Raw genomic sequence first — 13,314 nt, forward strand, 5'->3', positions numbered from 1 at the left:
TTACAAGACTTTAATTTCGGTAGAAGGTGAAATCAGCTTGAAGACTTGCTCTACGTTGATTTTTAAACTGTCATTAGTAAAACCGGAGTCCCGGAACACCGCACGTAATGGATGACGACTAGCCAATTCTTTAACAAAGGCTTCGTTAATATCAGTATCAAAACAAGCCGCTAATACGTTGTCATCAACAAAGAAAACGGATTTTCCAGAGATGGTTTCCTGAGTAATTGGTAAAGATAAATCTACACCCCAATCCAGTAATACCTGGAATAACAAATCTTCCCCTGTTCGGTCGTCTTTAATATTGTCGGTAAACTGATCTAAATGAGTTTGCTTCAATTGGTCAGGCGTGTAGTAAACGTCTTTCATATTGGAGCTATCAACCTTCAATACACGAAAGCCTGTGTCTAACTTTTCAATATTTTCATTATCTAAGTTTTCCTGTTTTATTTTTTTCCCAGCACGACGGATACGTTCTTTGCCAATTTCGGCGATAGTTTTATATCCAACTTTATAGGCTTCATTTTTTTCGTCGCACGCTTCTGGCAGTTGCACCAGGATGAACTTGCGGTTACCGCTGTCTTCAGCATTGAGTTGCATAACAGCGTGGGCAGTGGTGGCGGAACCGGAAAAGAAATCTAGAATCGTGTCCTTTGGGCCGGATGAAACCTGTAATATACGTTTGATTAAACGAGTTGGTTTTGGTGTATCAAACACTGATGATTCTGGGAATATCTCGTTAATTTCTTTTTTTGCTTCTTGATTGTGTCCTACATCAACGTATTTCCAAATCGTCTGACACGCTGTTCCTTGCTTAACTTCGGAAAGAAAACGTTTCACCGCAGGAACATTATTACCATCCGCGCCGAACCAAATGCGATTATCTGCAACCATTTTCTGAAAAGCTGGTTCCGTATATACCCAACAACGACCATTGGGTAACGTGTGTTGTTTTCCGTTTGGAGCAGTCAATATGTAGAATTGGCTTGCCGTTCCGTGACCGCCTTGAGCCGTGGAATCCGCTGGTTTCCAGACTCCACGAGGGTCATTATCAAGATTGCGATAACGTGCGTTCATTTCATCAGAACGCTCTAATAAATTTGGATACCAATTGAGTTTGTCCTTGGCGTACACAATTACAAAATCATGCGATTCGGAAAACCACTTTACGGCGTTTTGCGGGCTATACCGTTTTTCCCACACAATTGTGCTTACAAAATTCTGCTCACCAAAAATTTCATCACACAACCGTTTCAAATTCGCCTGCTCATTGTCATCAAGTGAAATAAATATCACTCCATCATCCTGCAACAGATTCCGTGCCAATTTTAAACGAGGATAGATCATGCTCAACCAATCTGAATGAAAGCGCCCATTGGATTCGTTGTTGGCGACTAAGCGGTTGCCTATTTCATCTTTTTGATTTGAGCGTTGAAAATAGCTTTGAACATCCTCAGCAAAGTCATCTTCATAAATGAAATCATTGCCGGTGTTATATGGCGGGTCTATGTAAATCATCTTGACTTTACCCAGATAAGTTTCCTGTAATAGCTTTAGCGCATCAAGATTATCGCCTTCAATATAAAGATTCTGCGTAGTATCAAAATCAACGCTTTCTTCTCTGCAAGGACGCAACGTTTTAGCAATTGGCGCATTCGCAGTAAATAATGCTTCCCGTTTACCCGGCCAATTGAGTTGATACCGTTCCTGCGGGCCTTCAACTACTGATGTGGATAACTCCTGTTTGAGCAGATCAAAATCTATTGCCCGTTGTATTTCGCCCTGTTCGTTCTTAGATTCTGTCACGCAATTCGGAAACAGTTCCGCCAGTTTGGCAATATTGGCTTCGGCAAGGTCAGGGGTATGCAATTTCAATTTGTCCATAATCTTTATCAGTAGTGAATGGTGAAAATGAATTTCACGCTTAGTATTTCAATGCGTGTAACGCTGCTTTCAAGGTTCGCAGTTGAGCGTTCAGTTCAACCTTGCGATTGAACTGCTTTTCTTTGTGTAGCTTTGCTTCCAGTTTTTGGTATTCGTTTTGTTTGCTTTGTAACTGCGACAAACGTTCAATCTGGTCTTTTAACGGTTCACCGGCACGAGGTGGCGAAGGTAACAGTTGTCGTAACAGTTGTTCGTACAAGAGGCCCAAATCCAGCGCAACCGGTAAAGCTTGTCGCTCTTTAACTTGTGGATACCAGTCACTGGCAAAATAGCCATCTACCACCCATTTCTCGCTGTCTGCTTCGTTGATGCGCTTATAAGCGGCCACTATTTTAATGCGGTCGTTATAGAGCAGCTGGAAAAAGATCGGATACGGTATGGCTTTATCTATGCAGCGAAGCACCGCTTCGTCCAGATTCGGTGATTTCAAGCTAATGTCAAAAATCTGAATTTCGGGTATGCCGGGTTTAGCTGAAAGGTTAATTGTTTCTGGTGCCAGTTTGTATTGCCAGATGATTTGCTCTACCTGCTGCACAAACAATTCTTTGACGGCAGGACTAGGCGAGGCATGTTGGTATATTTTGTTTTTAGGCAGCACCCGGCCAAACAAGGCTTGTTTTGGATAGTGAAACAGCACCGCGCTCATGCTTGATCTTGAATGACTAGAAAGCTAATCAGTTCAAAGTCATCCAGTCCGGCGATGGTATTGACCAATGCCGTGGTTTTACCGCCGCTGAACAGACTATCCAAGTCTTTTTCTTCTTTGACATCCACCATTGAACGTATGGCTTGATCCAACAAGTTGGAATAAACCTGCATGTTGCGACCATCATTGGTGGCTTGATTGAACAATTGGCAAACCTTTGCAATCGGTTGGGTTTGCCCTTTGCAGGCAACGCGGACTAAATCCAGCAAGCGTTTGACTTCGGTATGGTTGGTGATGATGTCGCCGTTTTGACCGATATACACCAGATAGTAAGGATGTAGGCGATTGTGCTGGTTGATATTGACGCTTTGGTTGCGGTTACGCAAAGTAAAGATCAAGCCTGGATGTAAGCCTAATGATGAATTGGCTGGAACAACGGCGTGCATACCACTGGGAATATGGGCAAGGTCGCCGTTGGTTTTGACGTAATTTAGCAAGTCCATGCGGAAATCGTTCAAACCTAAGTCGGTAATGGACACACCGGTTTTCAGGTCTTCCATTTCAATGACTTCTTCCTGTAGACGCCGCAGTTGTTCTTTGCGGTAGGTGACATCATGCGACTGAGTGCTGAGTACGTTGTCGTCGCCTGTTGCCGTTACATCTGCAATCATCATGCGGTTTTCAACGCGCTCTTTCAGGTTGATGTATTCATCCAGGCTAATGTCCGGCCAGTAGTTGACCAGTTGAATGCAGTCGTTTTGAGAACCGATACGATCCACACGACCGAATCGCTGAATGATGCGTACCGGGTTCCAGTGAATGTCGTAGTTAATCAGATAATCGCAGTCTTGTAGGTTTTGGCCTTCTGATATGCAATCGGTGCCGATTAGAATATCTATTTCCGCCGGTTCTTTCGGCAGAATGGCAGCTTTATCTTTTGAACGCGGCGAGAACAGCGTCAGCAACGACTGGTAATCGTAGGTTTTCTTTAAAGTAGATTTGGGACTATCGCTACCTGTGACTTTACCGGTATGCAGGTGATGACTCGTTAAAAAGTCTTCAGCGATATGCTCGTATAGATAGTTGGCGGTATCGGCAAACGCTGTAAACACCAATACCTTTTTGTTTCCGGCATTTATTGGATGTGCCAGTTTGTTATGGATATGACTTTTTAGATGCTGTAGCTTGGCGTCATCTTCTGGACGAATTTTGTTCATTTCTGCCAGCAGGCCATCTATGACAAACAGGTCCGCATTTAAATCATGCTTCCATGACGGTAAGTCCATATCCGCCAGACTGATTTGGATTTTGCTACCAATGCTTGCATCGTCAGGCATTGGAAAGTCTTCGTCGTCTTCATCCACATTTTCAAAGGCGGCGCTGGTATCGGAAAAGCCAGTGCTTTGACCGGTTTGTTGAAACTCTTCAATTTTCCTGAGTGTGTTTTGATGATTGTTCCTTAATGCTTGCAGGGTGAGCCGAAAAGCTTGTACCGAGCTTTCAAGACGTTTGAGTAAATTGGTCGTCATCAAAGCTTGTAAGCTTTTTTCGCGGTCTGCCTGTTTGAATTTGCTTCTGCCGCTGCCTACATCGGTATCGTATAACGCTTCGTACTTAGGCAGACGACTAGGCAAGATGTAACTAATCGGTGCGTAGACTGCTAACTTAAGAATTGAGAGCTGATTGAAAATGTCGTTAAAGCCAATCACATCAGCACGATGCGTAAGGGGCGAATGAAACGATAGCGGTTTAAGACGTTGCGGAAACTTACCGATGTCTGCGGTATCGTAGAACGTTTCTATATGTTTGCGTGAGCGGGCAATAGTGACGCTATCCAGCAATTCAAAAAAGTCAAAATCCAGTGTGCTTAAGATGGATGCAGCGGTACGTTGTTCAGGCGGTAAGGTTGACCAGGCATTGAATGCCGCTTGCGCACGGCTAAAGATGGTTTCTATGTCTTTTTCGGTATGTAGCTTGGCGCTGAGGTTTTCTGATTCGCCTTCATAAGCCAATGCCAGTTGATTGCGTAAATCGCTAAAGCGGTTGTTAACGGGTGTTGCTGACAGCATCAAGACTTTGGTTTTTACACCTTGTTTGATAACGGCGTTCATCAACTTTTGATAGCGTGTTTCCCGGTCTTTGTAAGCATCGTTATTGCGGAAGTTGTGCGATTCATCTATGACGACTAAGTCATAGTTACCCCAGTTGATACGATTAAGTGGAGTACCAAACGATTCGCCGCTGGTGCGCTGTAAGTCGGTATGACAGAGCACATCGTAATTAAACCGGTCTTTAGCGAAGATGTTGGTGGTCAGGTTGCGGTTATAGGTTAACCAGTTGTCAGCTAATTTTTTTGGGCAAAGCACTAAGACAGAGCGGTTACGCAATTCGTAGTATTTGACGACAGCTAACGCGGTAAAGGTTTTACCTAAACCCACGCTATCCGCCAAAATGCAGCCGTTATAGGTTTCCAGTTTGTTGATAATGCCGGTAGCTGCATCTTTCTGGAAGTTGAATAGTTTTTGCCAGATTAGACTGTCACGATAACCGGTACGATCATTGGGTAAAACATCTTCGTTAAGGTCTTCCAGAAACTCGTTGAAGATGTTGTACAGCATCAAGAAATAGATGCGCTCCGGTGAGTTTTCTTGATAGACAGAGGCGATATGATCACATAACCGCTCGGTGACATCGTCAAGCTTTTCTGGGTCATTCCAGATTTGGTCAAACAAGCTTAAAAAGACATGGGTATTAGTTGGCTCATCAAATTTATTGACGATATTGGATACCGCGTCACCTTGCTGATAACCCAAGTCCACCGCTGTAAAGCCGTGTAACGGCATGTAGATAGCCGAATCCGCTTTGTTTTCAACACAGGCGAATTGTTGCATCGGTGCTTTACTGTGATTTGAGCGAAAAGTCGTTTTGCGACGCATCCAATCAGCACATTCCTTGGCTATGGCACGTTGGGTAAGTTTGTTTTTTAGCTGTATTTCAAATTCACTGCCGAAGAAATTACGTTCGCGTCCGGCTTTAGGAATATGGAATTCCCGTTGTTCCTTTTTGATTTTATCGGTGACTTCGTGAGGAACGAAAGTCGGCGAGGTAAAGATGAATTCTAGCGATTCTATGCTTTCCAGTTCTTTCTTCAGAGCAGCATAGGCATAAATTGAAAAGCAGGAAGCAGCGATTTTGAGCTTGGCATTTGATTTGATCGTCCGTTTCAAATTTTCACCTAACAGGTGATTTATGTTGTCAATGATTTCCATGTTCTCAAGAATCGTGTTTATAACCTCCGATAGTTTAACCGGGGCACTGAAATTACTTTCAAAAAACTGATGTTGAACCTATTTCAAACAGCCTTCATCGTTATGCCTTGGATTATTCACGTAATCGCTGATCGCAGTGGTCGTCATGTCGGTATATGCGGAATTATCCAGTAATTGAAACGCCACATCCTCAGTAGCGGATTTATCCAACCAATCCCGGTAATGATCTACAGGCATGATAACCGGCATACGTTCATGAATGGGTTGCATCAGTTGCGTTGCTGCGGTCGTGATGATGGTACAGGAATAGAGCGTTTGCGCTTCGTGCTCCCAATGTTCCCAAAGCCCAGCAAAGGCAAATGGCTGATTGTCTTGACGGTGGATATGAAACGCTTGTTTGTGCGACTCTAATTTCTGCCACTCGTAAAAGCCGTTTGCGACGATTAAACAGCGGCGTTTATGGAAGGCGGCGCGAAAACTGGGTTTTTCTCTAATCGTTTCAGCACGAGCGTTGATCAGATGATGACTGTTTTTGTCGTCCTTAGACCATGATGGTACTAAGCCCCAAAACAGGTTTACCGATTTTAATGATTTGTCGTCTAGCTCAACGATGCAAAGGATTTTTTGCGCTGGGGTAATGTTGTAGCTGGGTTGAAAGCGTGGCAAACGCGGTAATTGAAAATGTTCAGCAATGCTTTCAGGTGTTGCTGTTAGCTGGTAACGACCGCACATCGCCAATGCCTCCGTGATAAACGACTAACGCTATTAAACGTCAGAAATGGGGATCAACCAAGCACATCAAGAAATAAGAACAAATGCAAAACAAAATACATTTTGCGGTACTATGCTTGCCCTCGTCAAAACCACGAATTTGGGATGAAAACATGAGCATCATTTCCTTATCACGCTATCAACCTCGCAATGCGAAACTATTAAACGCTGCGGCTCTATGGTCTGATGATTTGGAGTTGCCTATTCTGGAACCGCAGCAGCAACTGAGTACGATTGAACTACCGCTATTTACCTCAAAAGTACCCGCCGGTTTTCCATCACCTGCTGACGATCATCTTGAAGCGACGATAGACCTGAACCAGCATTGCATCAGCAATCCGCCGGCAACCTTCTTCGTTAAAGTAAAAGGTCATTCCATGACAGGTGCGGGTATCAACGATGGCGATATGTTGGTGGTTGATCGCTCGTTACGTCCAAATAACAATAGTATTGTCGTTGCGGTGATAGATGGCGAAGTGACAGTTAAAGCGTTGGATAGGTCTACCGATGAAATTTGGTTACGTTCTAAAAATCCAGACTATCCCGATTTCCAGATTAAGGAAGGCATGGAGTTGCACATTTGGGGAGTCGTCAAAAACGTGATTCGTTCGTTGCCGGTATAGATGAATACAGCACCGATATTCGCGATTGCGGATTGCAACAATTTTTACGCAAGCTGTGAAAGGGTTTTTCAACCCAAATTAAACGGAAGACCAGTTGTAGTGCTGTCAAATAATGACGGATGCGTGATTGCGAGAAGTAACGAGGCCAAAGCCCTTGGCATCAAAATGGGTGCCCCTTATTTCAAGATTGAGCCGTATGCAAAGCAAGAAGGCATTGCCGTATTTTCCAGTAATTATGCGTTATACGGTGATATGAGTCAGCGTGTGATGCAGGTACTTGCAAGCTTTGCACCGCGATTTGAAGTCTATTCTATTGACGAATGTTTTTTAGATTTTACCGGACTGCCACAAAACCTGACGGATTACAGCTTAGAGATTTGCGCAGTCGTCAAGCAATGGACAGGTATACCAATTTCTATTGGCATTGCGCCGACTAAGACATTAGCCAAACTCGCTAATCGTTTAGCGAAAAACGGTCATTCCCATATGGGACCGGTGTTAGATTGGCGCGCTATTGCTGATACCGATGCTGTTTTAAAAACCATTTCACTCGATGATCTTTGGGGCATTTCCAGGCGTTGGAAAGACAAGCTAAATCAAATCGGTATTCATCATGCGTTAGCACTGAAACAGTCTGATCCAAAACACCTACGCCAGCATTTTGGTGTGGTGATGGAGCGGATTGTTACTGAGCTAAACGGTATTTCCTGTATTGCTTTAGAAGAAATACCAGCACCGAAAAAACAGATTCTGACATCGCGTAGCTTTGGTGAACGATTGACTGACTACGACGATTTACGCGCTGCTGTCACACACTTTGCGACGCGCTCTGCGGAAAAATGCAGACGACAGCAATTGACCACGCAAGTATTAACGGTGTTTATTCATACTAGCCCGTTTGATACCAGCAATCCGCAATACTCCAATAGTGCCACGATTGAGTTTGATAATCCTACTAGTAATTCCGCGCTGTTGATTGCTGCTGCTCAACAAGGCTTAAAACGTATTTTTCGAAACGGCTTTTCTTATCAACGGGCCGGCATTCTATTGCCGGACTTGTGGCCGGCCAGTGTCACGCAACTATCGTTGTTTGATAGCGGTGAATGCTCAATTCGATCTGATCAACTGATGACCGTACTGGACGACATTAACCGCAAACATGGCAAGCGCAGTATTCGCTATGCGAGTGAAATTATTAGCAAGCGGTGGCAGATGCGGCAACAATTCAAATCGCCTTCATACACCACTAACATTAACGAGTTACTGACGATTCAAATTTAATTCTTGCAGACACAAAAAAACCTCTACCGCGAGCAACGATAGAGGCTATATTGAACCTAATCCCAAAAGGGGAGAAACTGTCAGCATTCCACTGAGAGCTGCATTGCATTTTATGCCAAGACTCGTTCTGCGTGATGCATCAAGAATTGTTTAACAGGTAATCAAAGACGTATAACTCACCATGAGTGATTTTAACAAAATCCCGTTTGGACTTCGCGAAAAAGACCAACAGTTTGTTGATGTTTATAGTGTTAAAAATGGCAAGCAATGCGGTTGTATTTGCCCATCTTGTGGAACACCTTTAGAAGCTAGACAAGGTGATATTAACGTTTGGCACTTTGCTCATTCAAATAAAAAGGTCTACGACAAAACCAAGAATGAATGTGAGTATTCATTTTATTTGTCTCTTCGGTTGATGGCTAGACAGGTTTTAGGAACCAAAATTAAGCTTAAACTGCCTGCCTATAAAGATAATATTGAATATTTTTCTGGAGTTTTTAGGTATCGTCAGTACAAAGAATTTTTTGTTGCTCCAGAACAAGAAATCACTATTGAAAATATTGCTGTTGAAAGCAACTTTTGCGATGTCCCTGTTGATGTTATTGGTTCAATAGGTCAATTCAACTTTGTAATCTATTTTACACATCCTGATCGAATTGTACCCAACGAGTTGTTTCATCCTAATAACGATCATTGTGGTGTTATTGAAGTAAGATTAGATGCGTTATCTCAGCAGTTCATGAATGCAAAAGTAGAAAATAAAACTTATGACGATATTTTATTAAACTTTCTCTCCGATGATACAGTATCAAAAATATGGATTTATCACCCAAGATACGCAATAAAGAAAGAACAAGCTATAAAAGAGCTAGAGCAGTCTTCAAATATTAAAATTCAAACTGATGACATGCATCACACTGAACCTACTAATCGACTGCAAAGTAATTACTATACAAAACCATCTGTGATTGAGCCAATAGTTAATCATTCACGTATCGTGCAATTCAAATGCATACTATGCAAAGTGGAATGGCAAGGTCATGAAGCAGGTGGAAATTTATGTCCGAAATGCAATAGTCATTTGTACTCTCGCATGATCGAAACCGATACTTGAGTCGAGAAAATTAAAAAGTGACCTTTACAGCTTCAATCACAAAGCCTTATGTGTTGCATCCCTTAGTGGAACATAGCCATTGAAAGTCTCGAGCTCGAGACTCGTAATTACCAGCTATTTCCACACAAACCTATATTTTAATGCAGTTATTAAGTTCGCTTTTCTATATAGTATATTATATAGCTTTCCGAACTTAAAAACTAAATGGCATAACTGTTAGGTTGTGCGGTATTAATTGGAATTTTTAGGTTTAATATAGAGCGTCTTTTTTGCTTCGGTGACTTTTGTGCAACGACTATCGACATCACGAGAAACCTCTTTTCCGTATTTTAATCGAATGTAATTTAATACCTCTTTGCGTGATACGAAAGAACGTGAATTTTGATGTTTCCGGCATTCAATTTTTCCATTGCCAAAGTCCAATTCTTGGCCTATTGCAATGTGATCAACTATAAGTTGTTTAATCTTATGATTTTCCTGTTGTAGTTGGTTAATAATGACTTGATTTTCTAAAAGAGTTTCGCCTAATTCTAAAATTGCTCTGGATTTCATGCATTACTCAATTCATAATAGTTTATTTTGAATAATTGTATTTTCATTAGTAGCATCATAACGCTTGAGCAATTGCTGATAAATCAACTTTGCAACAATAGCCCATTCCTCTTTGCTGTTAATTTTTGAATCTCGAATAGCGTTGCTGATTTGATTAATATGTCGATTAAATTTTGGTAGTATTTCTCGATCTAATCTGACTGTTATAGTGGTTTGATGGTTAGAAATACATTCTTCACGACTATGAATGTTTAGCGCATTCATTGCTTTAACAATATGACGACTGTTGATGCGTTTTACATGTTGTTCGTAATGGTTCAGTATATATTTCCAAACCAAGTCAGAATCTTTATCAGAAATATTCTGTAACGGTCTAAATGTCGCTTCAGAAACTTTATTTAGGTAGATTCGTTTCGGGTCTAACTTTATATAAATAGACGTGGCTGTGATTAACCTTGAAATGTAGCTATGACTTAATTCAGGCAATCTTTTGCGAAGGCAATCTGAGGGCTTTTTAAAACCTAGTGCAATATATCCACGTGTACTAACTAACAAAACTATGTTCTTGAATACTTTTGTCGTAGAAAACCCAATCTCTGAGATAAGCTTTAATGCTTCTGCTTTGGTAATGGTGGGTTTTATCTGTGATCTAGTAATTAAATCACAAAACTCGTTTGTTTCTGTAAACGTTCTCAAATAATGTGTCTTCATAATGTCTCCTAACTTTAATGCAAGGTCAATTAAAATTAGTATTATTTGAGATTAGATAAAGACAGTATGACAGCTGTCAATTATTCAATTTGTACAAGCTTAGTCTGGTTGCGTTATTCGCTCTTAAAAATCAGAAAAAACAGTCGCTATTGACATAACTATTTGTTTTTGTTAGTATAATGTCGCAGTTGCACTCTTGCTAAAGAAGTCTCGCAACGGCAAATACCCCCCTGATTACTTTTAGACGCTCACAGATTATGAGCATGATGCTGCTTGTCTTTTTGACAATCGGTCAGCATTTCTGTGCTCGTCGTTTTGGTAATGGGGGATTACGTTAATTAAATTGGAGAAAACCTAATGGCTGCAAAAACACAGGATGAAGACGACGATACGACTGTGAATCCCCTAGATGCACTGGTCTACTGTCTGATGCAAAATTCGGAAGTGTACTTGAATTTATTTGATACACCTGCTTCAGAAATTTCTTGTCGAGAATTGGGTAAAACCATACGAGCCATGACCAAAGCGATTAGTCGCGTTGCCATGTATTTCAACAACGATGATTCAGATGTTGATTTATCAGTGTTTGAAGACGACGACAATGATGAGTAGCGCTTAGAACATTGAAGCTCTAAGCGCTGCTTTACAACACGACCACTGTTTGAGTTTGGCGACCTGGCAGTGGTCATTTTTTTATGTCGTGACTTACGACACAAGGACTTTACCATGGCTACCAAAAATATTAACGACAATACTGCCGATTTAGCCAATAAATCCATCGGCGAACTACAAGCGCTGTTTGCAGAAACGCAACGCTTACTAAAAGACAAACAGCAATCCATTCGAGAGGACGCCGTTCAGCGTATCAAGCAGATTGCAGAAGAGGCAGGTGTAAAAATTTTTATTCGTATTCCCAAGCAGCGTGATGAGTCCAAAGCGAAGCTTTACCGCAATCCCGACAATGCCGATCAAACCTACAACGGCAAAGGCGCAATGCCCAAGTGGCTTAAGGACAAGGTAGCGGCCGGTGCCAACAAAGACGATTTTCTTGAAAAAGCCGACCCCGCCGCGTCATAGCCTATTAGGCCTGTCATCATCCTTGTGGACTTGGTCATTACTGACTGAGTCCACTCCCTTTATCGAGTTGTCGCCATGCGTCGTATTATCTGGAAAAATTCCGAATTGCACATTGACCTGAGCGACCTGCTTAACGACACAAGAATTCTGATAGTCACCGGTTTTAATCACCGCGACGGCATTACCTGGACACTGCTAACTGACGACAAAAGGGAATATTATGACGATCCCTTTACCGCGCCGTATTTGCCCACGTGGGAATATCCCAATCAGCGTGACGATCAAATTCAAGCCTTTCTTGATGGCATACCGCCAAGCCTACTAAACGCGCTCAGACCCTATCGACGTGATCGTTTTGGCCTGTTGATGCTCAGTAGTCGTCATCGTCTCTTGGCTGAATGTTGCGAACGACATCCCATGTTGTTTTGGTTGTTGTATCGGCAAGCGCAAGTGGAACAATGGCCTGTAGTCACACTGCTTGACATTTGTTCGCTGCCCATCACTGACCGTTTGCGTCCTTGCCAGTTACCCGACGATACCGTAACGCTCGAAATTCTCAACAAGCTGCAAGCGCCGCAGTTTGCTCAGCATGAATACGAACTGATTCATCGCTGTTTTGCAGAACTCGATGTAGAGCGCTTGAACCGATTGCCTGCTATTCCCGATCACTTGCTGCGCTTCCTGCTACGCCAGCCGCAGTATCAAGCGCTGTCGTTGCTCAGCACACTCGAACGCTATGACTACAACGCACTGCTGCGCTCGATTCGCTCGATTGAACAGAGCGTACACGCTTTGCAGCTCAATCTAAGCGACGTTGAACGACAAGTCGCAACGCTAGCCAACCTGTCTGCGCTAAATCGCTATCAAGAGCGTCTACACGCTGCGGCCACGACTCGACTGCTAGATGACTACGAGAAACGGCTAGGCGAAGCGTCTGATACGTCTCTAGCGTTTCCTAGTCCGCCTTTTTCCGCGACAGAAAACCTACAGCCAATAACCCGCGTCGTCGATTTGCTCGCAGAATGTCGTTTGCTGAATCACGATGCAATCCGCTATGTATCTGGCATCCAGTCAGGCTATCACTATGCGTATCGCGTGCTCAATCCCGTGTATTGCACTGCGATTATTATCCTATTCAAAACCCGAGACGATAAACTGCTTCCTGTAATTAAAGAAGTGCTTGCTAATAATGGTAATCCCGTTGCCGAAGCCGATTTGAATCGTATCAAAAGCCATTTTAAGCAAATCTGATGTAGCAACAGTGTTATTCGATTGAATGCTATTAAAAAATACCAATCTACCGATACATCTCAAATAAATGAGCAT

General features: G+C 42.6%; 12 protein-coding genes. 6 read left to right on the plus strand and 6 right to left on the minus strand.

All coding sequences use genetic code 11. The features are described from left to right. The 4 genes from IVG45_RS19130 to IVG45_RS19145 all read right to left on the minus strand — a co-directional run bounded on the left by IVG45_RS19130 (position 1) and on the right by IVG45_RS19145 (position 6,591). Positions 1-1,884 carry a site-specific DNA-methyltransferase gene (locus IVG45_RS19130; RefSeq protein ID WP_196435359.1) on the minus strand — a complete coding sequence of 628 codons (1,884 nt, stop codon included), beginning with the start codon at positions 1,882-1,884 and terminating at the stop codon, positions 1-3. A gap of 40 nt (positions 1,885-1,924) precedes the next feature. Further along, a complete protein-coding gene (locus IVG45_RS19135) occupies positions 1,925-2,590 on the minus strand; it encodes a DUF4391 domain-containing protein (RefSeq protein ID WP_196435360.1) in 666 nt (221 codons plus the stop codon). After that, positions 2,587-5,817, minus strand: coding sequence for a helicase-related protein (locus IVG45_RS19140; RefSeq protein ID WP_196435361.1), 3,231 nt, complete (start codon positions 5,815-5,817; stop codon positions 2,587-2,589). The genes IVG45_RS19135 and IVG45_RS19140 overlap by 4 nt, the downstream gene beginning before the upstream one ends. A 120-nt stretch (positions 5,818-5,937) precedes the next feature. Next, the gene (locus tag IVG45_RS19145; protein WP_196435362.1) at positions 5,938-6,591 is read right to left on the minus strand and encodes an SOS response-associated peptidase; all 654 of its coding nucleotides are present in this window, start codon (positions 6,589-6,591) and stop codon (positions 5,938-5,940) included. Positions 6,592-6,743: 152 nt separating this feature from the next. On the opposite strand from IVG45_RS19145, the gene IVG45_RS19150 reads away from it, so the two are divergent. The 3 genes from IVG45_RS19150 (at position 6,744) to IVG45_RS19160 (ending at position 9,648) form a co-directional block, all read left to right on the plus strand. After that, the gene (locus IVG45_RS19150) at positions 6,744-7,253 is read left to right on the plus strand and encodes a LexA family protein (RefSeq protein ID WP_196435363.1); all 510 of its coding nucleotides are present in this window, start codon (positions 6,744-6,746) and stop codon (positions 7,251-7,253) included. Continuing rightward, positions 7,254-8,534, plus strand: coding sequence for a Y-family DNA polymerase (locus IVG45_RS19155; RefSeq protein ID WP_196435364.1), 1,281 nt, complete (start codon positions 7,254-7,256; stop codon positions 8,532-8,534). Positions 8,535-8,715: 181 nt separating this feature from the next. After that, positions 8,716-9,648, plus strand: coding sequence for a competence protein CoiA family protein (locus tag IVG45_RS19160; protein WP_196435365.1), 933 nt, complete (start codon positions 8,716-8,718; stop codon positions 9,646-9,648). Between the two features lie 231 nt (positions 9,649-9,879). Here IVG45_RS19160 and IVG45_RS19165 read toward each other — a convergent pair whose 3' ends face one another. Next, the gene (locus IVG45_RS19165; RefSeq protein ID WP_196435366.1) at positions 9,880-10,200 is read right to left on the minus strand and encodes a hypothetical protein; all 321 of its coding nucleotides are present in this window, start codon (positions 10,198-10,200) and stop codon (positions 9,880-9,882) included. 12 nt (positions 10,201-10,212) lie between these two features. Beyond that, a complete protein-coding gene (locus IVG45_RS19170) occupies positions 10,213-10,911 on the minus strand; it encodes a hypothetical protein (protein WP_196435367.1) in 699 nt (232 codons plus the stop codon). Positions 10,912-11,268: 357 nt separating this feature from the next. Between IVG45_RS19170 and IVG45_RS19175 the strand changes: the two genes are divergently transcribed. The 3 genes from IVG45_RS19175 to IVG45_RS19185 all read left to right on the plus strand — a co-directional run bounded on the left by IVG45_RS19175 (position 11,269) and on the right by IVG45_RS19185 (position 13,239). Next, positions 11,269-11,523, plus strand: a complete 255-nt coding sequence (locus tag IVG45_RS19175) for a hypothetical protein (protein ID WP_196435368.1) — start codon at positions 11,269-11,271, stop codon at positions 11,521-11,523. A gap of 114 nt (positions 11,524-11,637) precedes the next feature. After that, a complete protein-coding gene (locus IVG45_RS19180) occupies positions 11,638-11,988 on the plus strand; it encodes an H-NS histone family protein (protein WP_196435369.1) in 351 nt (116 codons plus the stop codon). A 75-nt stretch (positions 11,989-12,063) separates the two neighbouring features. Beyond that, positions 12,064-13,239 carry a hypothetical protein gene (locus IVG45_RS19185; RefSeq protein WP_196435370.1) on the plus strand — a complete coding sequence of 392 codons (1,176 nt, stop codon included), beginning with the start codon at positions 12,064-12,066 and terminating at the stop codon, positions 13,237-13,239. Positions 13,240-13,314 lie beyond the last annotated feature (75 nt).

The organism is Methylomonas sp. LL1 (genome assembly GCF_015711015.1).
GTDB lineage: Bacteria > Pseudomonadota > Gammaproteobacteria > Methylococcales > Methylomonadaceae > Methylomonas.